Raw genomic sequence first — 26,532 nt, 5'->3', positions numbered from 1 at the left:
ATGAATTAATAGTAGTGCTTGTATGCATAACCCAACACCATAATTGCGCTATTTAGGATGCCAAAAAACCAAAGTGGTTTTTTGGCATTTCGGCTTTTATCTAAAAAATATAAGCTAACAATTCCTAAAAATATCAGGCTGGTATAAAGTGCAGGATAGATCTCAAATGCGCCTTTAAAGTCTCCTTTAAAAAGTAAGAATAAAGCGCGTTGAAAACCACATCCCAAACACTCTATGCCGAAGAGAGTTTTGCTTAAACAAGGGAGCATGTATTTCTCTAAATTCAAGGGGTTTGTTTTTTACAATTTTACAAAAAATATTTCAATACGTTTGAATAATAATAAGATACTATTTTTAAGTTGCTTATTTTTGAAATCTGATAATTTATTAAAATGAAAAAGTTAAGAATTCCGATAATGATAATTGCAATTTTAATTGCATTATATGAACAATCATCAGCTGAGAAAAACATTTATATTACAGTTATTGCAATTGCGATTTTTATGATAGGGATGATGCAGCTGAGTGCAAAAACACCAAGTAAAAATCAAGATAAAGAAGAACAAGATGTTGACTAAAGGAGATAAAGTTTCGGTTCTCGATGAAGCTATGAATGGAGTAGTGTTATCGGTAAAAAATAATGAGGTAACCATTGAAACAGATGACGGATTTGTGATGACATTTTTTGTCAATGAATTAATTAAGATTCAGGATTCCAGTAATTTAATGAATTCTATTAAAAGAATTAATGTAAGTGAGGTTTCTAAGGAGAAGGAAGAGCCAAAAGCGAGGAGTTTTGTTAAAGAACGCAAGGATAAACGTGAAATTCCAGCCCCTGAATTTGATTTACATATAGAGAAATTAGTGCCAAATAAACGTGGAATGTCAAATTATGACATTCTGACTTTACAAACTGAAACGGCACAACGTCATATTGAATTTGCAATTAAAAACCGCATTCCTAAGATTGTTTTTATTCACGGCGTTGGTGAAGGAATTTTAAAAGCTGAGCTTGATTTTTTATTGGGTCGTTATGATGGAGTTGATTTTCAAGATGCCAATTATCAGAAATATGGTTCAGGTGCAACTGAAGTTTATTTTAGACAAAATACTAAATAAGGATATTATAAAGTATGAAATAGCTTAAAATGAAGCATAAAAAAAGTCTGCTTTTAAATCCCGATTTCTTAATGAAATTTGATTTAAAAGCAGACTTTTTTTTGTAAGAAATTAATCTTTTATTTTGATGCGAAATATAAAATTAAAATGAGTTTTTAAATGCTCTTTTTAGTGCGCTAAACATTCTTAATTCCCAATAGTTATTAGTTGACCTAATACGTAACTATTACCTAATCTGAAAGAGCTATTTCCTTTTTGCAAAGTAACATTTTTAAGTGTAATAGTATGCTGGAAATTATTTCCTAAAGTTGTAGTTGTAATTTCAATTATGCCGCTAACTCCAGAAACACCATTTGCACCAGCCCATGTTTGGTTAACAGTTGGAGTTGCAGGAAGCGTCGCTTTACAGAAATAATCGGCACTTAAAGAACCGTTATAAGTACGATAAAATACTTTGTTTGTTGTGTCGTTAATTAACCCGGTTCGTGGAGCGTTTACAGGGGTAACTTCATTTACAATTAAAGCTGGGTCTATATTGTCGATAGTTATTGATGAACCAATATCGTAATTATATATTTGTTTTGAATCTGTACATTGCTCTGCTAATGCTTTATATTTTAAAGTAGGGGGAGTTAATGTAGTTTGATAATCTCCAAACGCAAAAGTTTCATAAGTTTGAGGTCCAGTAGGCTTTTGAAATGTAATGTTTTTAAAGACGATATTGTAGTTGTATCCTGTTATTCTGGAGCTATTATCTGTGTCATCTACTTTTAAAATAGATGTAATATACATTTGGATTACTCCAGAGCTGGCAGTCCATTGTTCGCTTACAGCAGGTGTAGCTGGAGGGATTATATCGCAAATGTTAGATGCAGCGACTTTACCATTATAGGCACGATAAATAACCCGATTTTGGCTATCATCAATATTGATAAGCGTAGGAGTACTTATACTTGCTGAAGGCTCATTAGTGAAAGCGGTTGTAGGGATACTAAGTAATAATGATTCCTGTTCTTTGAGCTTATAGATAATGTTGTTCGTAGTACAGCTTAAAGTAGCAGTATCTTCAAAGTTAATAATGTCAACAGATAGATTGCCATCATCACAACCGTTTAATAAGAAGGCAAATAATACTAGACTTGCAATTTTTTTCATTATGTTTTTATTTGGGTCAAAAATAGTGAAAAAAATGATAATTGATATTTAAGAATAGACAATTGATATTTCATAACTTTGCAGTAATGAAAAAAGTATACCTCGATAACGCCTCTACAACTGCCATGCGACCAGAAGTCATTCAGGAAATGACCAAAGTAATGACAGAAGATTATGGTAATGCATCTTCGCCCCATAGTTTTGGGCGTAATGCTAAGACAATTTTAGAACTTTCAAGAAAGAGTATTGCAAAACAGCTTAATTGTAGTGCACAGGAGATTATTTTTACCTCTGGAGGTACAGAAGCTAATAATTGGATACTACGTTCGGCTGTAAAAGATTTAAAAATCGAGCGAATTATAACTACTAAAATTGAACATCATGCAGTTTTACATACTGTTTTGGTATTACAACAAGAATACAATATTCAGGTAGATTATGTAAAAATCAATGCCGATGGAGTTATAGATTTAACTCATTTATCAAGTTTATTATCAGAAGATAAAAAGACATTGGTGAGTTTGATGCATGTTAATAACGAAACAGGAACTATTTTGGACTTGAATAGAGTAAGTGTTATATGCCAGCAATATGGGGTTTTATTTCATTCGGATACGGTACAATCTGTAGGGAAAACTAAAATAGATTTACAAAGTAGTCCGTTGGATTTTATAGTTGCAAGTGCTCATAAATTTCATGGTCCAAAAGGAATTGGTTTTGCTTTTGTTCGAAAAAATGCTGGTTTACAGCCATTATTTTTTGGAGGAGAACAGGAAAAAGGATTGCGTGCCGGAACCGAAGCAGTACATCAAATTGCGGGAATGGCAAAAGCCTTGATGCTTTCTTACGAAAACTTAGATATTGAAAAAGAATATATTACCGAGTTAAAATCTTATTTAATTAATCAATTAGAAATCGAATTTCCAGACTTTAGAATTAACGGAAAGCAAGATGATTTTTATACAATTCTGAATGTAATATTACCTTTCTCGGCAGATAAAACATCGATGTTGCTATTTAATTTGGATATGAAAGGAATTGCAGTTTCTCGAGGAAGTGCTTGTCAATCCGGAAGTATAAGACCATCTCATGTTTTAAAAGAAATGCTTTCGGAAGCTGATTTAAAACTTCCGAATTTGCGAATTTCTTTAAGTCACTATAATACCAAAGAAGATATTGACTGGTTGATTGAAAGTTTGAAACTAATTGATAATTAACAATTGATAATTATCAATTAGTTCTAAATTATTTCCTGATCACTTTTACCTGAGAATCACTTGTTAATTTTATAATTGTAGATGGTTTTCCTGCAATTCTGTCTAGGTTTAATCGAACTACATAATCTACACCTTTAATAATTTCAGGGCTAATATCCTTGAAAGCTATAGGTGTAGGTTGTCCCGAAATATTAGCCGAAGTTGATACTAATGGCTTTTTCATTCGCTCTAATAATTTAAAACAAAACGGTTCTTTTACTATTCTGATGCCCAAAGAATTATCTGGTGCAATGATATTTGGTGCTACATTTCGAGGTTTGTCCAAAATAATGGTTGTTGGTTTTTCGGATAAATCCATAATTTGCCAAGCTACCTCAGGAATGTCTTTAAATACATTGTACATCATTTTTTCGCCATTCATCAGGCAAATCATGCTTTGAGTTTCGGCTCTTTGTTTTAGCTTGTATATTTTGGCAACTGCTTCTGGATTTGTTGCATCACAGCCTATTCCCCAAACAGTATCGGTTGGGTAAAGTATGATTCCGCCATTTTTAATGACTTCGTAAGCGTTGATTATTTCGGTGTTTATGTCTTGACTCATAAGTTTGGTATTAAGAGATAAATATATTTTTAAAATAACAGAATCTAAACTGATATTATGATATTAGTTTGTTTATAATCTGAACGATTTTTTCTAAATCGGCACTGGCAATCCCTACATAAAGCGGTAAGCAAACTACTCTTGATGCAATAGATTCGGATATAGGCATTACATCTCCATTTGTGTAGTTGATTGTGTTTAGAGATGGATAAAAATAACGTCTCGGAATTATATTTTTCTTTTGTAATTCTTCTTGAACTTTTAATAAGGTAGTTTCAGAATCAAATAATAAAGGATAGTAACTATGATTCCATTCTGTATTTTCTCGAATTTTTATACTTTTTAAATTGTCGAAATTTAAATTCTCATTATAAAAATCAGTTACTTTTTTTCTTTCGGTAATAATATGTTCCATATATGGAAAAATCGCTAATCCCATAGCCGATTGTAATTCAGAAATTTTAGCATTAATTCCGAGTCCATGAAATTCTAAAGGGCCATTATGTCCAAAATTGTGACTATAGAATAGTTGATGATATGTTTCTTTATCGTTACAGAACATTGCGCCACCTTCTCCGGTGTGGAATAATTTTGTAGCATGAAAACTGCAAGTGCTTACATCCCCGAAGTTAAATATAGATTCATTGTTGTACTTAACTCCAAAACAATGTGCTGCATCATAAATAACTTTTAGATTATGCTTTTTTGCAATAGTTTCTATCGCAATGACATGACAGGGATTGCCAAAAACATGAGTTGCTAATATAGCTGTGGTTTTAGGTGTTATTGCAGCTTCAATTTTAGTTTCATCAATAGTTAGATATTCTGGATGAATGTCTACAAAAACAGGTTTGCAATTTTCCCATACAATTGCTGCTGAAGTCGCAACATATGAAAAAGGAGTTGTTATTATTTCGCCTCCTTTACCAAATAATTTTAATGCAATTTGAATAGGAATTGTACCGTTATTAGTAATTATTAAGTTAGAAACGTAAAGATAATCTTTAAGTTTCTGTTCTAATTCTAGTGTAAGTTCGCCACGGTTTGTTAGCCAAGCTTTATCCCACGCACGCTTTACATAAGAATTGTATTCTTCTTGTGGAGGTAAAAAAGTTTTGGTTACAGGGATCATTTAATTATGGATTTAGTGAGTTTAATTTACTGTTAAGGGTAAACTATTGTTATATTTGTGGGGTAAAAATAGGAAAAGAAACCTAATTTATTTGTATAAGTCAGTATTATAAAAGAAGAAGAAAAAATCTTAATATCAGACTGGTTTGAAGAACAAGATTTTAAGAATCGTTTTTCTTCTAGAATAGGAATATTTTTCATTGACTTATTACAGAATTTATATACATAAATAAACCCAAAATAAAATTAAGAATACTATGGAAATTAACATTTTTTTGCAAAATTTTGCAGATATTTTAGATGATACAGATGCAATATTAATTAAACAAGAAACTGTTTTTAGAGATTTGGAAGAATGGGATTCATTAACTGCTTTATCATTAATAGCTATGGCAGATGAAGAATATTCAGTAAAACTGACAGGAGATGATATTAAATCATCAACTTCATTAAATGATATTTTCGAGATAATAAAAAATAAAGCATAATTGTAATGGCTACTTTTTCAGTAAATGATATTGCAATAAAAGGTATCTCTTGTTGCGTTCCAAAAAATATGGAGCGCAATATTGATTTAGATATATTGACATCAGAAGAAATTCAAAAATTCATTGACGTAACCGGAGTTGAAGAACGACGTATAGCAACTAAGGAAATTTGTACTTCTGATTTATGCTGTGAAGCTGCTGAAAAATTAATCAAAGATTTAAATTGGCAAAAAGAAGAAATCGAAATTTTAGTTTTTGTTTCTCAAACTGCCGATTATATTTTGCCTGTTTCTGCGGCGATACTTCAGGATAGATTAGGATTATCGACAAACTGTATTGCTTTTGATGTGCCATTAGGATGCTCAGGGTATGTGTATGGTATGTCGATTGTTGCCAGTATGATGAAAACAACCGGCATAAAAAAAGGATTATTACTTGCAGGAGATACAATAAGTAAAATTGTTTCAAAAAATGATAAAAGTACTTTGCCTCTTTTTGGAGATGCAGGAAGTGCAACTGCTTTAGAATTGACGATAGATTCTTCAGAACTTGTTTTCGAGTTGGGTTCAGACGGATCAGGATATAAAACCATAATTATTCCTGATGGAGGATCTAGAAATAGAATAAATCAGGATTCGTTAAAAATTAAAAAAATCGATGAGGGTATAAGTAGGAGTTCCTGTGATTTGGTTTTAGATGGTATGGATGTTTTTAGTTTTGGAATATCACAAGGGCCAAAAACAGTGAACAGACTTATCGAAAAATTTGAAATAGATAAAGATAAAATTGATTATTTTGTTTTTCATCAAGCGAATATGATGATGAATAAAATGATAATAAAAAAATTAAAGCTTCCAGTTGAGAAAGTGCCATTCTCATTAAGAGATTTTGGAAATACATCTTCGGCTACAATCCCCTTAACTATAGTATCAGAATTGAAAGAAAAAATTTTGAATAAACCTACAAGTATATTAATGTGTGGGTTTGGAGTTGGATTATCTTGGGGCACGATGTTGGCCAAAGATTGTAAAATAGATTGTTTAGACTTAATAGAATTATAGGAATGATTACGTTAAAAGATAAAAATATACTAGTTACAGGGGCTTCATCTGGAATTGGGAGACAAATTGCTATAATGGCTTCTGAGTTAGGAGCTACTGTTACTATCGTTGGTAGGAATATGGAAAGACTAGGGGAGACGATTTCATTATTAACAGGAACAGGGCATAAGATGTATTCTATAGATCTTTCGGTTTCTAGTGATATTGATCAATTAATCACAGAAAGTTTACCTTATGATGGTGTCGTTTTTAATGCTGGTATAGTGGAGTATTTACCAGTTAAGTTTTTAAATGATAATAAGATTAGTTCTGTTTTTGTTACAAATTTTGATAGTAATGTTATACTTAGTCAGAAATTAATCAAAAAAAAATTATTGAATAAAAAGGGATCTCTTGTTTTTGTTTCTTCAATCTCTTCAAAACTTGGCGTCCCTGGTACAGCCATGTATGCGGCATCGAAAGCAGCACTTAGTTCTTTTTCAAAAGTATTAGCTTCAGAATTGGCTTCACAAGGAATAAGATCCAATAGTGTTTGTCCTGGAATTATCAGGACAGCAATGACAGAGCAAGCAAGCGATGTAGTTTCTCAAGAAGAATTAAAGAAGGCGGAGTCGGAATATCCATTAGGATATGGGGAGCCTTCGGATGTAGGAGGATTAATTATGTACTTATTGAGTGATATGAGTAAATGGATGACAGGTTCGGATTTAATTATTGATGGAGGATTTACACTGAAATAAAAATATTATGAATTCAAATATACCAGCTGTCCATTATTATGACAATGAGATTTTTGCGAGGGAAAGCAATATGTTGTTTAATAAAATATGGCATTTTGTTGGGTTTAAATCTGACTTTGAAAATGACAATGATTTTGTTACTTTGAAAATTTCAGGAACACCAATTGTAATTCAAAATGTGAGGGGAACGATCAAAGCTTTTTTAAATGTTTGTTCTCATCGATTCTCAATAATCCAACAAGACAAATCAGGAAATAGACCTTTAATGTGTCCATATCATGGCTGGGCTTATGATAAAGATGGAATTCCGAGTGGAATTCCTAAAAAACCATTATTTAAAAAATTTTCAAAAGAGGAGCTTTGCGAAATGAAACTGAAAGAATTTAAAGTTTCATTTTGTGGTAGTTTATGTTTTGTCTCTTTAAATGAAACTGTTGAATCTCTTGAGGATTTTATAGGTGTTTTTTATGATGAATTAAAAGAAATGTCTCTGGCGTTAGGGGATCGAATTGATGTTAATGCAATGGAAATTACTGCAAATTGGAAGGTAATTGTCGAGAACACCCTTGAAAGTTATCATGTAGGTTTAATTCATGCAGAAACACTTGCTAAGTTAGAACCTTCCGGATTGGATTTTGAGTTTGATGGAAATAATTCAAGTTGGACAAGTGATTTAAATATTGTAAAGGATAAAGGAGGCTATAAAAAAATAAATGCTTATTTTTCACCTAGAAGCTATGATATTGATGGGTATAAACATATATTAATTTTTCCGAATTTATTAATATCAAGTACACATGGGATATCATTTAATTATTCTGTAATAGAGCCAATTACTCCGGATGTGTCTAAATTTACAAGTTATGTTTTTACAACAATAACAGATAAACCTGATGCGAAATCAATTTTAATTAAAGCTTTTGAAGAATCATTGATCAATTTTAACAGGCAAGTTTTTGATGAAGATAAGGCAGTTTGTCAATTAGTTCAGCAAGGTGTGAGGCATACCAATTTGATAGGAAAACTTTCTGATGAAGAAGAACGAGTACATCATTTTCAAAAAAAATATTTAAAATTATTAGAAAATGAAAGCTAATATAAAAGCCATTTCATATTATTTGCCAGAAGCAATTTTGTCTAATGATTTGATTAATCAAGAATTTCCGGAATGGGATATTGAAAAAATTAGTTCAAAAACTGGAATTAATTCCCGTCATATAAGCGCAGATGATGAATTTTCATCGGACATGGCCGTTAAAGTTGCCGAGAAATTATTTGTGGAGCATAATATAGATAAATCTACTATCGATTTTTTATTGTTTTGTACCCAAAGTCCTGATTATTTTTTGCCTACTACTGCATGTATTATTCAGGAACGATTGGGTTTAAACACATCCATAGGAGCATTGGATTTTAATTTAGGTTGTTCTGGCTTTGTGTATGGCTTGAGTTTAGCAAAAGGCCTTATTGCAGGTGGAATGGCCAAAAATGTATTATTGATTACTTCTGAAACATATTCGAAATTTATTCATCCAAAAGATAAAAGCAACAAAACTATTTTTGGAGATGCTGCAGCTGCAACATTAATAAGTAGTGAAGCAGGGTTTTGTTCAATTGGTAATTTTGTTTTTGGGACAGATGGGAAAGGAGCCGAGAACCTTATTGTAAAACAAGGAGGAATGCGTTTCCCTGTTTTAAGCGATAATGAAGATATTTCTGACGAGTTTGGAAATGTTCGAAATGATAAGAATTTATTCATGAACGGAACCGAAATCTTTAATTTTACTGGAGAATTTGTACCAAGGCTTACTGAAGCTATTTTAGAAAAATCCAATCTGACTAAAGATAATATAGATTTATTTATCTTTCATCAAGCTAATAAATATATGCTTAATCATTTGAGGAAAAAAATAAAAATCCCAGAGGAGAAATTTTTCCTTGCTATGCAACATTGTGGTAATACGGTTTCATCCACAATTCCTATCGCTTTGTATGAGGCTCAAAAACAAGGAAGGTTAGAGAATTGTTATAATTTGATTTTGGCAGGTTTTGGAGTAGGATATTCTTGGGCTGCTTGTAACATAATAATCGAATAATGAAAAACTTAATAATAATAGGAGCAAGAGGGTATGGGCGTGAAGTCTATAATCTAGCCATACAGTGTGATGGTTATCAAAAAGATTATGTCATAAAAGGTTTTCTGGATGATAAATTGGATGCTCTTGTTGGTTTTGATAATTATCCAGAAATTATTTCATCTGTTGAGAATTATGAAATTCAAGAAAATGATGTATTCATTTGTGCTTTAGGAAGTGTAAAATGGAAAAAGCATTACGTTGAATTAATTCAAGGTAAAGGAGGGCAATTTATTAATTTAATACACCCGACAGTAATAATTAATTCAAATGTAAAAATAGGTAATGGGTTAATTGTTTTTATGTATTCTAATATTAGCAATGACTGTGAAATAGGTGATTATGTAACAATTCAAGGATTTGTAGCAATTGGTCATGATTCTAAAATAGGTAAATGGGCACATATTAACGCTTATAGTTTTATGGGAGGGTATGCTATATTAGAAGATGAAGTTTGTTTAAATACAAGAGCTACAGTATTGCCAAATGTTATTATCCGGAAAGGGGCTACGGTAGGAGCAGCTAGTTTAGTTATTAAAAATGTAAAAGAGAATACAACAGTTTTTGGAGTTCCTGCAAAGAGACTTGAATTTTAATATTAAATAGATTATTGAAGTGCGTAATAAAAAAAATGTTTTAATGATTTGCTCTTGGCTTGATTATAAATTAAGATTAGGAAGCTTTTTTATGGATCAGGCATCATTGTTGAGTGAAAATTTTAATTTCGTTCTGGTGAATTTTAGACCAGTTAAATTTAAATTCAAAAATCTTAAAAAGATTTATAAGACTGAAAAAATTGTTACGGAAGATAAAATTACAATTTTGTATATATATTACCCCGCTTTTAAGTTGATTAAAGGAGGCTTTTTTTTGAAGCTAATTGAGAAAAAGGCTTTCAGTATCTTAAATAAAATTCTAAAAAAAGAAAATATTGAAATTGATTTGATACATGCTCAGGGTGTATTCGATGCTGCATTTTGGGCATTAAGTTATCATGAAAAATACGGAACTCCATATATATTTACGGAACATAATCAATTTAAATTAAGAAATGTAAATAGGAAAAAGATAAGGAGGCTAGATTTGATTCTAAAGAAATCAAGATTTAATCTAGTTGTTAGTAATGATTTAATTAGGCAATTTGCAACTAATGGTTTTTTCTATGATTTTGTGAATATTGGAAATTTAGTTGATGAGAGATTGTTTAATTATAAAAGAAATAAACAAGGGGAATATTTTGAAATTATGACAGTAGGAGCTTATGATCCTCTTAAAGATCAAATTACTGCATTAAAAGCTTTGAAAATCATTGACAATTTAAATATTGAAAAAATTAAATTTACTTGGATCGGTATTAATGCTTGGGGTATAGGAGTTGATTTTGAACAAGAGGTTAATAGATTAATATCAAGTTTAGAATTTAAAAATATAAAAATTGAAATAATTAAAATAGCTTCAAAAGCTGAAATTGTTTCAGCCTTACAAAAATCGGATGTTTTTATTTTTACAAGTATTTGTGAAACGTTTGGGATCTCTCCATTAGAAGCTTTATTTGTAGGAGTTCCAGTTATTACTACACAATCAGGAGGTGTAAATGAGTTTATGAATAGTAAAAATGGTATTGTTGTACCAGTTAAGGATTTTGAAGCTTTGTCTGGTGGTGTTTTAAGTGTTATGAATAAAGAATTACAATTTGATAGGGAATTGATATCTAAAGAAAGTATTGCTAAATTTGGGTCGGAAGTTTTTATAGAAAAAATGACTTCAATTTATAATGATGCATTTGTGGAATAATGTATAATCCATTAAAAAGAACAGTAACTATTTGCAGAACATAATCTTTATTATACAAGTAGTTACTGTTTTTTTTTTAAGTGAAATTAAATCTAAGATAAAAGAATCTACTAAAAAACGGTTTTTATCTTTGATGCCAGTTTTTGAAAAAAAGACATGTCTTTACGTTTTATTTTTAAAATCTGACGATTTAATATTTTTTGAACGTCTGTATCAAAATATGTTTTCAGAGTATTGAGGAAATTGATCATAATTATTCGTTGTTCAGCATCTTTCTTAGATGACCAATATGATGTATTATGAACCCTATATACAGACATGATCTTGTCCATATATTTAATCTTCCCAAATTGTGCATTTAACATATGCAAAAAATAATCTCCAACTGGTGTCTCACTAAAATATTTAGGAAGTTCTTTAAAAAGATTATTTCGATATACTACGCTGGGTGTGTGAATGTAATTATTTTTGGCAAGATCCTTAATAGTTGTAACTTCGGGAATTTTCTTCTTTCTGTTGTCTTCTTTAAGTTCTGTGTCGCTTAATAAATAGACATTATGAAAGCAAATACTAAAATCAGGATTGGATTCTAGAAATTCAACTTGTAAACTTAATTTTTGATCATCACACCAATAATCGTCCCCTTCACATAGAGCTATGTATTTCCCTGTAGCTTTATTTAACGCAGAAATGGAGTTAGGCATCATTCCTAGATTTGTTTCATTATTGAAATATTTAGCCTTATGACCATTTGGATTATTCGCTAATGTTTCCTTAATAATTGCATCGGTATTATCAGTGGAGTTGTCATTTGAGATTATAAGTTCAAAATCAAAATCTGTAACCTGTGATAAGATGCTTTCTATAGCTTGTTTAATATACGGAGAGTGATTATAGGTAATCATTACAACACTTACAAACATATTAGGAAATTTGGGTTTTATTAAAAAGCTTTTTTGTATTCTCAATCATGCTATTTTTTTCATTCATTACAAATGTTCTGAAATCCGAAAATTCATCAAAAACAGCATCGTAATTATTCATTAAATGATTAATGAGTTCAGTTACTTTTTCAGACTGCATTTCATCAGTATGTAATTTGTATCTTTCGGGTATTCCTAAATCTTCTTTAAATGCCGAAGTACCATCGCGACCCGTTAATAAGCAAACCCCAGAAATAAGTGCTTCTCTTGGAATTTTGTCTCTTCCTGGGAAATAACCAAAATCAACATGGAGTTTAGTTTTTCGTAAAGTATCTCTCATCTCTTCTCTGGACATGCCCGATAATGGTATCCATGTGTATTGAGGGAGAAGGTTCATGTATTTTTCAATTTTATCTAAACCCTTTTTAGGATTATAAGTAATAATGTTCTCTTTGAGAAACTGATGTGGTTCCGGTAAATTATCAAAGAAAAGTTCAGTTACATAGTCACACAAATATGCAATGTCATTTTCATGATCCTTAGTCAATAAAAAATCTTTTGTTCTTTGGGATTGATACCAATGTGTAATGGTTTTGTTAGGCTCAAATCGGTATTCAGTATGCTTATAAGGTACAAACAGTTTTCTTATCCAGTTTTTTTTCTTCTCTCGACTATTCATTAATACCTCATAAAAGTCAAGACTTAGCCACCATATTTTTTTTTCGGCTAGTGGATATTTAGCAATTAAATTAGTCATTGATTCTGGGATTATCATCACATTTTCAATACTATCTTTTACTTTCATTACATAGGGGACATTATAATTTTTATAAAAAGGATGAACAGGATCTTTTTTATATTTTGAATATAACATTTTAGCATTAAATCCCAATGAATTTAAAATATATCCTAATTGATGTAATGCTTCCGGACCTCCAGTTGCTTTTTTTGGAGGACAGACTATGTATATGTTTTGTACCATTGTTTTTTGTTAAATTATTGGAGTAGAATTATGAACTACATTTTCAATCCAACCTTCTAAAGTGTATTTTCTGAAAATAGCATCTGGAATTTTTTCGTATTCTGTTTCAAAAAAAGAAGGTGGGATATTTGGTTTTTTTTCATCAATAACGAGGATATTATTTGGGTTGTAAAAGTCGTAATTTATTATATCAGAATTAGTGGTAATTAGTTTTTTTTGTAAACCGATACTTTCGAATACTCTAAATGTCAAGCCTTTTTGCCCTTTTCGGTTAACATCTAGTAAAACTTGTGATCGATTTATATATTCCGTTACTTCAGATAATGGGATGTGTTTGTTTATATACTCAATTGTTGATGTCTTTTTTTTACAATTTTTATCATATACAAATATGTTATAACTTATATTGTTTAATTCAAGATTATTTGCAATTCTGGAAAGTATAGATACTCTTTTATCTTTAGAAATGATATTGAAAACTTTATATTCGAATTTATTACTACTAATCGAATGATTATATATCCAATTGGTAGCAAATTTTAAATTGTATTTTTTGCAATCTTCCCTTTCAAATGAAAAGACTTCATCAAAATGTGGAATAACATGTGTTATTTTGGGGCAACGTTTAGTATTATCATTAAAATATGCAATTGTTTTTTTACCATATTTTTTTAAATTCTGAACACTTTTTGGATCAATGAAGTCTCCTTTTATTACCAATATAACATCTTGAATCGTTCCGATTTCCTCAAGGTTTTCGGTGATTTTTTTTCCAAAATACATTGTTTTTAGATTTTTTCTAAAAAAAGATTTTAAAATGAAGTTGTAGCCTTTGTGAAGGTAAGTAGGATATTTATATTCAAATTTACTAAAATCAATATGATGTACATTATGTCCATTTTGTTTTAAAGTGATTGCAATATGGTCATTAAATCCCCAATCATTGAGGCTTATTAAAGTAATGTGCATAATATGTTTTTGTTTTCTATTGGCAAATTTAATTAAAATTCAGGTGACTAATTTATATAATTGGTATGTTTAGTTAATAGAATTACAATGTTTTTTTAGATTTTTATATAATTAATGTATAAAAGGTAAATTTTATATACTAATTAAGAGATATGTGTATGTTTTTTTTGAAATAAAGCTTTTAATTCATGGATATTAATATGTAGTGTTAAATTAATCTATTTTGTTTGTAACGTTTTTGATTATTAGTGTGTTATCTTTTAGATTTTGAATTGTTGTTTTTTAAAGGCATAAAGTTTTTTGGAGAACAATTTTCTATTTTTATAAAATAGTGCAAAATATAGCTCCTGAGATAAGATTTGTTTAGTATTATAATTTTAGTAAAAAAACTTTTTACTTTTTAGTAAGGTTTTTAATTAGAGTTTTATATTTAGCATATAATAATTTACAAATTAAGTTCGCAATAATTAAGTTTTTATTAATTATAAGATTATTTTTGTGTCTTGATCAATGTAGTGGTATATGGATTCAATTTTCTGATACTTTAGTAAAACTGCCTTATTTTATAATTAAAACACACTTAAGATTAAGTTAATAAAATGAAAAATACTGTAAAAATAATTATTCCGATTTATAAAGAATATTTCGGAGAGCTTGAAGAGAAGTCTTTTTTACAGTGTGTTAAAGTTTTGAATAACTACGATATTGTTTTGGTTCAGCCAGAAGGTTTAGATAATTCCTATATTACAAAGGAGTTTGATAAAATTTCGACAGTAAGTTTTCCTAAGCGGTATTTTAAAGATATTGAAGGTTATAATGAATTATTACTATCATCATTATTTTATGAGTCTTTTCTGGATAGTGAGTATATATTAATTTATCAGTTGGATGCTTTTGTTTATAAAGATGATTTGACAATATGGTGCCAAAAAGGATATGATTATATTGGTGCGCCATGGATAGCAACTCCGGAAAGTACTGTTTTTCTAAAATACTATAATAAATTGGCTAGAAAATTTAGGTCAAAAAGAAAAAATGAACGGGAGAAAATTTTCTTTAAAGTAGGTAACGGTGGATTTTCATTGCGAAAAACAATGTCCCATTATTCTATAACCAAAACAAAACAAGAGTTTATTTCTAACTTTTTAAATTCGGAGAGTAAAGAAATATATGCAATCGAAGACGTTTTTTGGTCAATAAAAGCTCCAGAATTTGATGAAAATTTTAAAATACCCAATTATAAAGAGGCCTTATATTTTGCAATTGACCGTAAACCTAAAATAGCTTTTAAGTTAATTGATAATCAGTTACCCTTTGGTTGCCATGGAATTAATAAACCTAAAGTTGTTGATTTTTGGAGACCAATATTAAATAAATACTAAGCAATTATAATTAAATGACTATAAAATGTAAGTTTTCTGAAACATTGAAGAATACAAAGGAGATTCTTGTTTTAATGTATAACTTTAATTCTTCTGATGATGGAGTTCTTTTTGGAAACGGGGAGCGCAATAAGATAAAACTGTTTGAATTAAATGAAAAGACAATTAATATCAAATCATTTAAGATTCCAAATTTAATAAATAAGGTTGTCTATAAATATTTTAGGAAATCAAAAGCAAAACGTTCATTTGAATTTGCCACAACTTTACTTGAAAAAGGAATTGGGACTCCGCAGCCTATTGCTTTTTTAGAAAACTATAATTGGTTGGGTTTAAGAGATAGTTATTATGCCAGTGAGCACTTAGTGACAGAGTTAACATATAGAGAGCTTATCGAAGTTCCTAATTATCCTGATAGTGAGAATATATTAAGACAGTTTACTCGCTTTACTTTCAAACTACATGAAAAAGGTATTGAATTTCTAGATCATTCTCCTGGAAATACGTTAATTAAAAAAGGACCTAATAATCAATATGAATTTTTTCTGGTAGATTTAAACCGAATGAATTTTCATACTACAATGAGTTTTGAACAACGTATGAATAATTTTAGAAGACTTACTCCTCAAAAAGAGATGATTGAAGTGATGAGTAATGAGTATGCGAAGTTATATACTGTGAAAACTGAGAGCCAAATCTTTGAAAAAATGTGGGAAGATACCATTAATTTTCAAGAGCAATTTGCCAAAAAACAAAGACTGAAAAAGAGATTGAAATTTTGGAAATCCTAAGTTTAAATCAAAAAAAAAAGCATCTTTTAAATAATTTAAAAGATGCTTTTTTTTTGCCTTGTACTCTTGCTTTAAAGATTTTGAGCCATAAAAAACTTAATTTGATCCTTAAATAATTCCGGATGAAATTGTTGGTATAGAGAAGCCGAATTGCTTTTTATTTCCTTGTGAGGTATATTGTTGATTAATTCGGGTTTAAAGTCGTTTAAATGTACCGAGATGTTTTGTAATCCATCTTCAAAAGTGGCCCAGTCATTTTTCTCTACATAAGGGGAGAAAATTATAAAGGAAGGTTTATTTAGTGCTTTGCCCATATTAATTGCTCCGCCATCATTTCCTATAATTACATCACATTGATTCATTATAGCTATAAATGACCTTAAATTGCTGCCTAATAAATCAAAATGTATTTTTTCTTGTGTACTTTTTGAGCATAAATCAAATACTTTTTGAGCATCCTCAATCTGATTAGGGAAGTAATTAAAAAGAATAGTTACATCTTTATTCTCAGCAACATATTCTACTACCTTAGCCATATGTTCAAGAGGATAAGTTTTTGATTTTTCGCTTCCTAATAGGCTTATCATTACTATTTTTCTATTTTCTCTTACTTTGTGTTTTACAAAAAGGGCGATGGCATCCTGATTTTCTTTTTCGCTTACATATAATTTAGGGAAAGCATCCAATGTATTGCTATCTAGATTTAATGGTTTTAATAATAAAAGTCTATTGTCTACAGCCAATCCGTATTTTGTTTCAGCATTATTATCAAATCGAGTCATATTATGATTGTAAAACAAAGAAGAATACCATTTGTAGTATGATATTTTATAATCGGCACCAGAAAAAATGGTTATTAGATTTGTTTCTAATTTACCATAAACATCGATTAAAATATTATATTTATGAGATCTAATTTTGAAAATAAACTTAAATAGGGATAAGTATGACTTTCTCACTTTATCGGTTAATGTAATAACATTATCAATATTAGGATTGCCTATTAAAACATCTGTGCAGTTTGGGTAGCACATAAAATCTATAGTCGACTCAGGGTATTTTTTTTTAAGATTATTACAAAGGATTGAACTTAATAGTACATCGCCAATTCTTTTTTGTTGTATAATTAATATTTTCATTATTTGGGGTTAAGTTTTATCGAAAAAACTGAATTATATTTTTTGTTGAATCTTTAAAAATTAGGAATAGTATTATTCCATTTTGTTATATGATAGCCAAAGAATCAAATAACGTTTTAAAACTGCAAATGAGTTTATATAAGCAAGAATATAACCTTCTTTACCATCAAGAAAACCAAATTTTATAAAATATTGATTTATAAAATTAAAAAAAGGTTTCATTAAAAAATGATAGAAGTTTGGTTTTACATTTTTATTATGCAAATTTAAGGCTTCTTCTTTGCTTAATAAGCTTAACTGATGATTATATTCATCAAAATTTTTATAAGCAAAAGAATCTATTCTGTTTTTTAATATATTGGATTTTCCAAAGAATGCAAGTAAAGATTTGTTCTCTGGATTACCAGTATAGGAATGTCTTTTTCTGTCAAAAAGGAATATCTTCTTTTTGTGATGGAATTCTCCATGTTTTACTCTTTTTTTAAAGAAAAATAAAGTCTGTTTAATTAAATAGAATTCATGGCTTTTAGGTTCTGAAATCTTAATTAAAATTTCATCTTTAAGTTCAGGGGTAAGATATTCATTTATGTCTAATAATAGTATCCAATCACTTTGAGCTTGATCGATTGCTATATTTTGTTGCTGTATTTTATCGGTAATAGTTTGTTGAATGACAGTTACACCAAGTTCTTTTGCAATAGCCACAGTTTGATCTGTGCTGTTGTCATCTATGAGGATAATTTCATGAGCAAACGACACATTTTCAATAAGTTTTTTGATGTTGTTTTCTTCATTAAAACAAAATGCCAAAATACTAATTTTTGGAACTGTTACATTTCGAGTCATAAATTCATTTTTGTGCAATATTAATAATTTAGATTTATAACTTTGTATAAAATTAAACAAAATGTCTCGACTCCCAATTTTAATGTATCACAATGTTTGTCAGTCTGAAAATGAATGTAATAAGCTTACGGTTTCAGTACAAAAACTGGAAAGACAATTTCAGTATTTAAAAGAGAATAACTATAAAACATTTCATTTTGAAGAATTGGAAAAAATGAAATCCATTCCGCAAAAAAGTATTGTTCTTACTTTTGATGATGTTACTGAAAATCAACTTGTTTATGCGGTTCCATTATTAGAAAAATATGGACTAAAGGCTAGTTTCTTTATTCCCTTTTCTTATATAGGTAAAACCGATTTGTGGAATGAAAACTCCGAATTTCCGGCAGAAAAAATAATGACGATCGAACAGTTAAAGAAGCTAAATAGCGATAGAATTGAATTGGGTTATCATTCTTACCAGCATAAAAAATATAGCTCGTTATCTACTTCAGAAATTCAGAATGATTTCATAAAGTCTGAAGAGATAATCAAGCAGAATGATTTAAAAATATCCGCAGCTTTGGCTTATCCTTATGGAAATTATCCTAAGGGAAGTAATGAAAAAGTACATTTTAAAAAGTTACTTGCAGAGAATAAAATAAAATTTGGCTTAAAAATAGGCAATCGCCCAAATCGTTTTCCTTTTAAGGATAACTATGAGATTAAACGAATAGATATTAAAGGTCATGATAGTTTAATGACCTTTAGGTTAAAATTGAAATTTGGTAAATTAAAATTATTTTAGATCTTTTTCAATTAACATCATTTTTGCATATCTAGAGAAAACACCATAAGCATCTATTGCAGCAGCAGCAAGACCTGGAACACCATCAAGATATACTCTTTTTACAATGTAGGTATGGAAAAACCGATAAAATGGTTTGAAAAACAGTAAAAACAGTGTTACTTTTTTTCCTTTGTCTGCAGACATTTTTGCTTGAAACCAAGCATATTTATCTTTTTTACTTATAAAATGGAATAATCCTTTATAAGTATAATGAACCATATAGTTTTTTAATACACCAGGTTTTGATTTTAGAACTAATTTTTCATGTACTTCATTTTCGAAAATTACATTATTGTTTTTTATTAAACGAATAACTTTATCGGTGTAATGAAATAAAAAGCGATCCATGAAAAAATGAGGAAACCATATTTTATAAGCATCGAATTCATTTGACTCGATGCTATTTAATATTTCTGTTTGAAGTTTATCCGTAACTCTTTCGTCGGCATCTAAAAATAAGATCCAATTTCCAGTTACAAATTCAATTGCATAGTTTCTTTGATTACAATAGTTATCAAATTTTCTAAAAACAAGCTTAGCACCTAATTCAGAAACAATTTCTGGAGTCTTATCATTGCTATAGGAGTCTAGAACAATAATTTCATCAGCAAATGAAACAGATTTTATTGCCTCGGCAATATAAAACTCTTCATTATAAGTAAGTATGATAACGGATAATTTTTTCATGTCTTTACTTAGCATACTTACTTATAATAGAGTTTAGTAATGTAATATTATACAGCAACATCGTATTCCCGGAGTGCGTTATTTAGTGAAGTTTTTAAATCTGTAGATGGCTTACGTGTACCAATAATTAATGCGCAAGGAACTTGAAATTCTCCAGCAGTAAATTTTTTGGTATAACTTCCAGGTATAACTACAGAACGAGCAGGAACATATCCTTTCATTTCTACTGGAGTATCACCAGTAACATCAATAATTTTTGTTGATGCAGTAAGACATACATTAGCTCCAAGAACAGCTTCTTTTCCTACATGAACACCTTCTACAACGATACAACGAGATCCTACAAATGCTCCATCTTCAATGATTACTGGCGCTGCTTGTAATGGCTCTAATACACCACCAATACCAACTCCACCACTTAAGTGTACATTTTTTCCAATTTGGGCACAGCTTCCTACAGTTGCCCAAGTATCCACCATAGTTCCTTCATCTACATATGCGCCGATGTTTACATAGCTAGGCATTAGGATTACTCCACTAGAAATATAAGCACCATAACGAGCTACAGCATTAGGAACTACTCGAATTCCTTTTTCTGCGTATCCTCTTTTTAGTAACATTTTATCGTGATATTCAAAAATACCAGATTCTAAAGTTTCCATTTTTTGAATAGGGAAGTACATAACAACTGCTTTTTTTACCCATTCGTTTACTTGCCAAGCATCGCCAACTGGTTCAGCAACACGTAATTTTCCTGTATCCAGAAGTTCAATAACTTCTCTGATAGCATCAGTTGTCGTGGTTTCTTGTAATAAAGCTCTATTTTCCCAAGCTTGTTCTATGATAGTTTGTAGTGGATTCATAATAGTAAGATTTTTGGCAAATATAATTCGATTTTTTATTAAAACAACTTTCATTGCTCTATACTAACATTTTTATAATACAATGTGTTTTTAATGTGATTTTTACACTTTTGGATATTGTGTGAAATCGCATGAATAAAAGAATTTTTGTCATAAAACCTGATAAAAGTCAAGTTTTATTTTTTCTTATAAAATTACCTTTGTAGGACAATTTAAGAGTAATATAAGGTTGTTTTTAATTGTTTAACCCCCTAAATTTTAATTCGAATTTTAACAATGAATCAAGAAAGCGAGTCGTTCAACAGACCAACACCAATTGATAAAGAGGTTTCTTGGGATAAAACCCAAGTAATAATGAGTAAAACAAATCCTTTTGGGATAATCGAATATGCAAATGAGACTTTCGTAGATGTTTGCGGATACGAAGATTATGAATTAATGGGACAACCACATAATATTATCAGACATCCAGATATGCCAAGGGTGATATTTAAAGTGTTATGGGAAAATCTTAAGAAAGGAAATAACTTTCATGCAATTGTAAAGAATTTGGCGAAATCCGGAAGATACTACTGGGTTATTACCGATTTTGAAATAGCAAAAGATCAAAATGATGTTATTGTAAATTATTTTGGACGAAGACGTGCCGTGCCGCAAGAAGTAATAGCTATGCATATTGAGCCTCTATATAAAAAACTATTGCAGATAGAATCGGCTAGTGGAATGGAATTTAGTGAAAAATATCTGATTGGATTTTTGGAAGAAAAGAAAAGAACTTATGTAGAGTATCTTAAAGAGTTAATTTACGAACATGAAAAAACACAATTTACAAGTCAGGTCGAGAATGTAGAAGAAGAAGAGGAAAGAGGCTTTTTTGGTCGTTTTTTTGGTAGATAGCTTTAAATTTTTTCTAAATAAGATTATTCTTTCTTTTTTTTAATGATAAATGTCATTAGTTATAATTGTAGTATGAATTAGTTTTGGTATGAAATTAATAGGGAAGGTATTTTAAGAGTAAGTTCTATTTAAGGATGTTTAAATCTGTGAATTAGTATAAATAGATTAGTTGCTGGGCTCTTAATCTTAATTTTTAATATTGTTTTAATTTTTTTTGGAAAAAAAGTTTAATTGATCCGTTTTAAATTCTAGAACGGATTAATTTTTTTTGGTTCGAGATTTTTTACTTTATGTATCTTTGTCAATAATTACTTTTAATAAGATGCCAAGAATTCTTGCTATAGATTACGGACAAAAACGTACAGGTATTGCTGTTACAGATGAGTTGCAAATTATTGCTTCGGGGTTAACTACAATTCCTTCAAATACAACAATAGATTTTTTAAAGGATTATTTTGCCAAAGAAAAAGTCGAAGCAGTTTTAATCGGTGAGCCAAAGCAAATGAATGGTGAGCCATCACAGAGTGCTTCGATCATAAAAGGTTTTGTAACTCATTTTTCAAATATTTTTCCAGATATGAAAGTGGTCCGAGTGGATGAAAGATTTACTTCAAAGATGGCATTTCAAACTATGATTGATAGTGGGCTTAGTAAAAAGCAACGTCAGAATAAAGGGTTAATAGACGAAATCTCAGCAACAATAATGCTTCAGGACTATTTATCCCGCAAAATGTTTTAAAATTTCAGGGGTCTTACTTCGAAATCGTTTTAGAAAACTATAACTTTTCAGTAGAAATTTATAGTTTTTTTTTGCAATTATATGAAGTACCTTTGCACTTTAAAATTTTCTTGTTATGTCCGACAAAACCATACGTTCAAATACCGAAGTAGTACTTATTGGTGCTGGAATCATGAGTGCAACTCTTGGGTTAATCTTAAAAGAATTACAGCCAGATTTAAAAATTGAAATTTACGAAAGATTAGATGTTGCCGCTGCCGAGAGCTCTGATGCTTGGAATAATGCAGGAACGGGGCACTCTGCTTTTTGTGAATTAAATTATACTCCAGAAAAAGAAAACGGAACCATTGATCCGAAAAAAGCGATTAGTATTGCAGAATCTTTTGAAGTTTCTCGTCAGTTTTGGTCGTATTTGGTGCAGCAAAACAAAATTACGTCTCCCGATAATTTTATAAAAAGTGTTCCTCATATGAGTTTTGTATGGGGAGAAAAAAATGTGGATTATCTTAAAAAAAGATTTGAAGCATTACAAAAAAATCCAATCTTTAAAGAGATGGTATTTAGTACCGATTTTGCTCAGCTAAAAGAATGGATGCCATTAGTAATGGAAGGTAGAGATGCTTCGGATAAATTTGCAGCAACTTCTATGTCTATAGGAACCGATGTGAATTTTGGAGAATTAACCCGTAGTATGTTTAACTATTTAGGAAAACTGGACGGGGTTACGATACATTTTAATCATGAGGTTAAGAAATTAAAGCAGCGTGAAGATAAATCATGGAGAATTAAAATCACAGATTTAGCAACTGGACTAACTAAAAAAGTATATACCAAATTCGTTTTTATTGGTGCCGGTGGAGGTTCTTTACCTTTATTAGAAAAAGCAAATGTAATCGAAGGGAAAGGGTTTGGAGGTTTTCCTGTAAGCGGGCAATGGTTAAAATGTACTAATCCAGAAGTTATTTTGCAACATCAGGCCAAAGTATACGGAAAAGCAAGTGTTGGTGCGCCACCAATGTCTGTTCCTCATATTGATACACGAATGATAGATGGAGAAAGAGCTCTGCTTTTTGGTCCATTTGCAGGTTTTTCGACTCGTTTTTTAAAGAACGGATCTTACATGGATTTACCTTTATCTATAAAATCAGATAATTTAATCCCAATGTTGGCAGCAGGATATCATAATATACCACTTACGAAATATTTGATCGAACAAGTACGACAATCTCCAAAAGATAGAATGAATGCTTTGCGTGAGTATTTGCCAAAGGCACGATCTAAAGATTGGAAATTGGAACGTGCAGGACAACGTGTTCAGGTTATTAAAAAAGACGAAAAAGAAGGTGGGATTCTTGAGTTTGGCACAGAGGTAATTAATACAGATGATGGAACATTAGCTGTGTTATTAGGTGCTTCACCTGGAGCTTCAACAGCAGTTTCTATAATGATTGATTTAATAAAAAAGTGTTTTAAAGATAGAATCGAAACTCCGGAATGGAATGAAAAACTAAAAACAATGATTCCTTCTTATGGACAAACATTAAATGATAAACCAGAATTGTTAGCCGAAATTAGAAAAAATACTTCTGATACATTAAAGCTAAGTAATTAGATTCCTTTTTTAGATATAAAACAAAATCCAGACTAATTGTCTGGATTTTGTTTTATAAATTCTTTTGTAATTAGTACAATCTTATCAGATAGATTTGTCATCCATATTAATTGTTCAATTACTAATTGTGCTTCTTGCATCTTAACTTCTCTTTCATTCTCGTCGAGCTCATCATCATTTTTTAATCGGCTAAAATTTTTTCTTTTTAATTCTTCAAAATGAAAAGCCAGATTGTCCTTATTTACTTCTTCGTATATAGAAGTATTCTCATGTCTTAAAATAGCAATCGAGTGATTTAAATTATAAATGACGATTCCAATTACAAAATTGAATGATTCAGAAGCTGAAGTAGTTTTATGCGATTGAATATAAGTACCCAATGATGCAGCTGATGAAAGTAAGGAATGATTTAATACCGCAAGTTTATTTATTTGCGGAAGCTGTTTTTGTTTTGATTTTGGTTCTTGTACCATTCTCTGGAAAGAAGTCATAAGATTTCCGATCTCTATAAAAGCATTTTTTCTTGCCAGACGATAAGATGTCGGTAATGTACCTTTTTTGTTATAATATTCGGCTATTTCTCTTAAGTAATTTTTGTTTGCCTCAATAGATTTTTCTAAGAATGAGGAAGCATTCAGGAATTCCCAAGCTGGCCATAAATAATAATTTGCCAAAAAGGCTAACGTTGCGCCTACAAGAGAATCCAAGATTCTAAACTGTATTACTTCAAGAATATTAGGTGTCAGAATTCCGTAAACAAACACTACATACATAGTAACAAGTGTCGTGCTTATCTTGTAGTTGGTTTGAGTAAAAGATATACCAGTAAGCATACAGAAAATCGCAAAAATACTAATAGCTACATGATTATGTACAAGTGAAACAATTCCAAATGCAATTAATCCTCCTAAAATGGTTCCAAAAACACGGTTATAAGAACGTTCTTTGGTCAAGCCATAGCCAGGACGCATAATTACAACTATTGTCAATAAAATCCAATATACATTTTGAAATGGCAATAGCTTTCCAATTATAAAGCCTACCATAATGGTTATAGTAAGGCGTAATGAGTGCCTGAAAAAGGTTGATGAGTAACTAAAGTTTTCGATTAATGTTCGTAACGGATAATATTGAGGAGTCAGGAATTTTTCGAGCTCTTTGTCTTTATCTTTAAAATCATAAGAATTGATTGCCAATGAAAATGCCATTTCTACAATCTTGATTTTTTCTACTTGATTTTTAGCATATTTTAGCATGTTTGTAAGCATCCAAACACCTTCAGAAGCTTCAATTCGACCTAAGTTATTTTGATATGCATCAATAGCATGTTGTAGTGCATCTAGTTCTTTCTTTAGATCATTTATAGAAATATATTTGACGGCTTTGTGGACGCTTTTGGATAATTTTTTTAGTGTCGATGCGAGTTTATAAGCCAGGTTTTGATAAGAAAGCAAGACTTCTGGATGGTCGCTAAACTTTTTGTGTAATTTATCGTGATCGAAAGAAGTTGATAAAGCCAGTTCCTGAATCTCGACTAAAGTTATAAAAACAATAAGCATTTTACGGTTTTGACTAGAATTACCAGAGGTAGCTCTATTACCGATAAGTACTTGTCGTAGGTTTTCATGAATTTGGTTTAGCTCGACCTGAAGGTGTAATTGCTTCTCTATAATTTTTTTTCGATCGGCATCAGGGTTCCATAAATCACCTCTAAACTTTAGGTATTTGGCGGTTAATCGGATTCCTTCTGCAATTTGTAATTCGACATAGCGATGTGGTTTTATATAATGAAAAGCAAGTGAGACTACTAGATAAAATAGACCACCGGCAAAAATATAACCAGAATAAAGAACGGCTTCCCAACCTTCATGTAAATGGGCAAATGAAAGCGAAATAGATAGTAATGCCGAGAAAGAAACCATTGTTGCTCGTTGTCCATAAACAGAAAGCATCGATGATAAGAAAAGCATAATAACCAAAAAAGGATAAAACAACCAAGGAAATGGATAAACAAGATTAACTAATAAATTTACTGCCGAAACAATAAAGGCAGTTACAATAATTCCTTTTATTTTGTGCTTGAGATTACTGGGGATATCACTTGGATAAGTATAAAACGCTCCAAGTGCAATGGTAAACCCAATTTCGAAATATCCTAAAAAGTTGAAAAATAAAACAGGAACAACGGATGCAAATGTTACTTTTGAAGCATTGATAAAAGAAGTACTATCTGTAAATTTAACTATACGGTCAAACATATAAAAGGGTTTACTAGCAAAGATAAGAATTGTATGAATTATTTAGCAATAATAGTAGCTTTGATTTAAATAGAAATCAAAAAGCATATAATCTAGTTTATAGAATTATTCATTGACTATTTTTTACTATTTTTGCCAACCTGATTCAGGATAATGAAATTTTGAATTTATAGT

At 30.2% G+C, this 26,532-nt stretch carries 28 protein-coding genes; 16 read left to right on the top strand and 12 right to left on the bottom strand.

All coding sequences use genetic code 11. The annotated features are described in order from the left end of the window. Positions 1 to 5 precede the first annotated feature (5 nt). Positions 6 to 287, bottom strand: a complete 282-nt coding sequence (locus tag OIU83_RS04450; RefSeq protein ID WP_264205063.1) for a DUF2752 domain-containing protein — start codon at positions 285 to 287, stop codon at positions 6 to 8. 105 nt (positions 288 to 392) lie between these two features. On the opposite strand from OIU83_RS04450, the gene OIU83_RS04445 reads away from it, so the two are divergent. Together OIU83_RS04445 and OIU83_RS04440 are read left to right on the top strand one after the other, a co-directional pair. Further along, complete coding sequence (locus tag OIU83_RS04445; RefSeq protein ID WP_264205062.1) at positions 393 to 578, top strand: hypothetical protein; 186 nt, start codon at positions 393 to 395, stop codon at positions 576 to 578. Further along, positions 568 to 1,119, top strand: a complete 552-nt coding sequence (locus OIU83_RS04440; RefSeq protein ID WP_264205061.1) for a Smr/MutS family protein — start codon at positions 568 to 570, stop codon at positions 1,117 to 1,119. Before OIU83_RS04445 ends, OIU83_RS04440 begins: the two co-directional genes overlap by 11 nt. 186 nt (positions 1,120 to 1,305) lie before the next feature. On the opposite strand, the gene OIU83_RS04435 is transcribed toward OIU83_RS04440, so the two are convergent. Beyond that, a complete protein-coding gene (locus tag OIU83_RS04435; RefSeq protein WP_264205060.1) occupies positions 1,306 to 2,274 on the bottom strand; it encodes a hypothetical protein in 969 nt (322 codons plus the stop codon). Between the two features lie 86 nt (positions 2,275 to 2,360). Between OIU83_RS04435 and OIU83_RS04430 the strand changes: the two genes are divergently transcribed. Then, complete coding sequence (locus OIU83_RS04430; RefSeq protein WP_264205059.1) at positions 2,361 to 3,491, top strand: cysteine desulfurase family protein; 1,131 nt, start codon at positions 2,361 to 2,363, stop codon at positions 3,489 to 3,491. A gap of 28 nt (positions 3,492 to 3,519) precedes the next feature. On the opposite strand, the gene OIU83_RS04425 is transcribed toward OIU83_RS04430, so the two are convergent. Both OIU83_RS04425 and OIU83_RS04420 read right to left on the bottom strand, forming a co-directional pair. Continuing rightward, a complete protein-coding gene (locus OIU83_RS04425; RefSeq protein ID WP_264205058.1) occupies positions 3,520 to 4,092 on the bottom strand; it encodes an L-threonylcarbamoyladenylate synthase in 573 nt (190 codons plus the stop codon). A gap of 55 nt (positions 4,093 to 4,147) precedes the next feature. Then, positions 4,148 to 5,224: a DegT/DnrJ/EryC1/StrS family aminotransferase gene (locus OIU83_RS04420; RefSeq protein WP_264205057.1), complete on the bottom strand. Its 1,077-nt coding sequence runs from the start codon at positions 5,222 to 5,224 to the stop codon at positions 4,148 to 4,150. 256 nt (positions 5,225 to 5,480) lie between these two features. Between OIU83_RS04420 and OIU83_RS04415 the strand changes: the two genes are divergently transcribed. From OIU83_RS04415 to OIU83_RS04385, 7 genes are read left to right on the top strand one after another with little or no spacing between them, the layout of a single operon-like run. Next, the gene (locus OIU83_RS04415) at positions 5,481 to 5,711 is read left to right on the top strand and encodes a phosphopantetheine-binding protein (protein ID WP_264205056.1); all 231 of its coding nucleotides are present in this window, start codon (positions 5,481 to 5,483) and stop codon (positions 5,709 to 5,711) included. Positions 5,712 to 5,716: 5 nt separating this feature from the next. Next, entirely contained in the window at positions 5,717 to 6,772 is a 1,056-nt protein-coding gene (locus tag OIU83_RS04410) for a 3-oxoacyl-ACP synthase III family protein (RefSeq protein WP_264205055.1), read from the top strand. Positions 6,773 to 6,774: 2 nt separating this feature from the next. Continuing rightward, complete coding sequence (locus OIU83_RS04405) at positions 6,775 to 7,512, top strand: SDR family NAD(P)-dependent oxidoreductase (RefSeq protein WP_264205054.1); 738 nt, start codon at positions 6,775 to 6,777, stop codon at positions 7,510 to 7,512. A 7-nt stretch (positions 7,513 to 7,519) separates the two neighbouring features. Further along, a complete protein-coding gene (locus OIU83_RS04400; protein WP_264205053.1) occupies positions 7,520 to 8,608 on the top strand; it encodes an aromatic ring-hydroxylating oxygenase subunit alpha in 1,089 nt (362 codons plus the stop codon). Beyond that, positions 8,598 to 9,608 carry a ketoacyl-ACP synthase III gene (locus OIU83_RS04395; RefSeq protein WP_264205052.1) on the top strand — a complete coding sequence of 337 codons (1,011 nt, stop codon included), beginning with the start codon at positions 8,598 to 8,600 and terminating at the stop codon, positions 9,606 to 9,608. Before OIU83_RS04400 ends, OIU83_RS04395 begins: the two co-directional genes overlap by 11 nt. Continuing rightward, positions 9,608 to 10,243 carry a PglD-related sugar-binding protein gene (locus OIU83_RS04390; RefSeq protein WP_264205051.1) on the top strand — a complete coding sequence of 212 codons (636 nt, stop codon included), beginning with the start codon at positions 9,608 to 9,610 and terminating at the stop codon, positions 10,241 to 10,243. The genes OIU83_RS04395 and OIU83_RS04390 overlap by 1 nt, the downstream gene beginning before the upstream one ends. 19 nt (positions 10,244 to 10,262) lie before the next feature. Beyond that, positions 10,263 to 11,441, top strand: a complete 1,179-nt coding sequence (locus tag OIU83_RS04385; RefSeq protein ID WP_264205050.1) for a glycosyltransferase family 4 protein — start codon at positions 10,263 to 10,265, stop codon at positions 11,439 to 11,441. A 110-nt stretch (positions 11,442 to 11,551) separates the two neighbouring features. Here OIU83_RS04385 and OIU83_RS04380 read toward each other — a convergent pair whose 3' ends face one another. From OIU83_RS04380 to OIU83_RS04370, 3 genes are read right to left on the bottom strand one after another with little or no spacing between them, the layout of a single operon-like run. Next, positions 11,552 to 12,364, bottom strand: coding sequence for a glycosyltransferase (locus OIU83_RS04380; protein ID WP_264205049.1), 813 nt, complete (start codon positions 12,362 to 12,364; stop codon positions 11,552 to 11,554). Position 12,365: 1 nt separating this feature from the next. After that, on the bottom strand, positions 12,366 to 13,346 hold the full coding sequence (locus tag OIU83_RS04375) for a hypothetical protein (RefSeq protein WP_264205048.1): 981 nt from the start codon (positions 13,344 to 13,346) through the stop codon (positions 12,366 to 12,368). Between the two features lie 9 nt (positions 13,347 to 13,355). Next, the gene (locus OIU83_RS04370; RefSeq protein ID WP_264205047.1) at positions 13,356 to 14,315 is read right to left on the bottom strand and encodes a hypothetical protein; all 960 of its coding nucleotides are present in this window, start codon (positions 14,313 to 14,315) and stop codon (positions 13,356 to 13,358) included. Positions 14,316 to 14,914: 599 nt separating this feature from the next. Here OIU83_RS04370 and OIU83_RS04365 point away from each other — a divergent pair. Further along, a complete protein-coding gene (locus tag OIU83_RS04365) occupies positions 14,915 to 15,697 on the top strand; it encodes a DUF5672 family protein (RefSeq protein WP_264205046.1) in 783 nt (260 codons plus the stop codon). A gap of 14 nt (positions 15,698 to 15,711) precedes the next feature. Then, positions 15,712 to 16,488 carry a lipopolysaccharide kinase InaA family protein gene (locus OIU83_RS04360; RefSeq protein ID WP_264205045.1) on the top strand — a complete coding sequence of 259 codons (777 nt, stop codon included), beginning with the start codon at positions 15,712 to 15,714 and terminating at the stop codon, positions 16,486 to 16,488. Positions 16,489 to 16,559: 71 nt separating this feature from the next. On the opposite strand, the gene OIU83_RS04355 is transcribed toward OIU83_RS04360, so the two are convergent. Beyond that, positions 16,560 to 17,627, bottom strand: a complete 1,068-nt coding sequence (locus tag OIU83_RS04355; RefSeq protein WP_264205044.1) for a glycosyltransferase family 9 protein — start codon at positions 17,625 to 17,627, stop codon at positions 16,560 to 16,562. A gap of 72 nt (positions 17,628 to 17,699) precedes the next feature. Continuing rightward, the gene (locus OIU83_RS04350; protein WP_264205043.1) at positions 17,700 to 18,473 is read right to left on the bottom strand and encodes a glycosyltransferase family 2 protein; all 774 of its coding nucleotides are present in this window, start codon (positions 18,471 to 18,473) and stop codon (positions 17,700 to 17,702) included. A gap of 61 nt (positions 18,474 to 18,534) precedes the next feature. Between OIU83_RS04350 and OIU83_RS04345 the strand changes: the two genes are divergently transcribed. Next, positions 18,535 to 19,260 carry a polysaccharide deacetylase family protein gene (locus OIU83_RS04345; protein ID WP_264205042.1) on the top strand — a complete coding sequence of 242 codons (726 nt, stop codon included), beginning with the start codon at positions 18,535 to 18,537 and terminating at the stop codon, positions 19,258 to 19,260. On the opposite strand, the gene OIU83_RS04340 is transcribed toward OIU83_RS04345, so the two are convergent. Both OIU83_RS04340 and OIU83_RS04335 read right to left on the bottom strand, forming a co-directional pair. Further along, on the bottom strand, positions 19,252 to 19,989 hold the full coding sequence (locus tag OIU83_RS04340; protein WP_264205041.1) for a glycosyltransferase family 2 protein: 738 nt from the start codon (positions 19,987 to 19,989) through the stop codon (positions 19,252 to 19,254). The two genes, OIU83_RS04345 and OIU83_RS04340, sit on opposite strands and share 9 nt — an antisense overlap. 47 nt (positions 19,990 to 20,036) lie before the next feature. Next, complete coding sequence (locus tag OIU83_RS04335) at positions 20,037 to 20,852, bottom strand: 2,3,4,5-tetrahydropyridine-2,6-dicarboxylate N-succinyltransferase (RefSeq protein ID WP_264205040.1); 816 nt, start codon at positions 20,850 to 20,852, stop codon at positions 20,037 to 20,039. Positions 20,853 to 21,128: 276 nt separating this feature from the next. On the opposite strand from OIU83_RS04335, the gene OIU83_RS04330 reads away from it, so the two are divergent. From OIU83_RS04330 to OIU83_RS04320, 3 genes are all read left to right on the top strand, one after another. Then, on the top strand, positions 21,129 to 21,749 hold the full coding sequence (locus tag OIU83_RS04330; protein ID WP_264205039.1) for a PAS domain-containing protein: 621 nt from the start codon (positions 21,129 to 21,131) through the stop codon (positions 21,747 to 21,749). A gap of 322 nt (positions 21,750 to 22,071) precedes the next feature. Continuing rightward, positions 22,072 to 22,488, top strand: coding sequence for a Holliday junction resolvase RuvX (ruvX, locus tag OIU83_RS04325; protein WP_039115109.1), 417 nt, complete (start codon positions 22,072 to 22,074; stop codon positions 22,486 to 22,488). Positions 22,489 to 22,603: 115 nt separating this feature from the next. Further along, positions 22,604 to 24,100, top strand: coding sequence for a malate:quinone oxidoreductase (locus tag OIU83_RS04320; RefSeq protein WP_264205038.1), 1,497 nt, complete (start codon positions 22,604 to 22,606; stop codon positions 24,098 to 24,100). A 32-nt stretch (positions 24,101 to 24,132) separates the two neighbouring features. On the opposite strand, the gene OIU83_RS04315 is transcribed toward OIU83_RS04320, so the two are convergent. Next, positions 24,133 to 26,358, bottom strand: coding sequence for an FUSC family protein (locus tag OIU83_RS04315; protein ID WP_264205037.1), 2,226 nt, complete (start codon positions 26,356 to 26,358; stop codon positions 24,133 to 24,135). Positions 26,359 to 26,532 lie beyond the last annotated feature (174 nt).

It is taken from the genome of Flavobacterium shii (assembly GCF_025847235.1).
Taxonomy (GTDB): domain Bacteria; phylum Bacteroidota; class Bacteroidia; order Flavobacteriales; family Flavobacteriaceae; genus Flavobacterium; species Flavobacterium shii.
The sequence above is the reverse complement of the archived record's forward strand: the minus strand, read 5'-3'. Positions and strand labels throughout refer to the sequence as shown.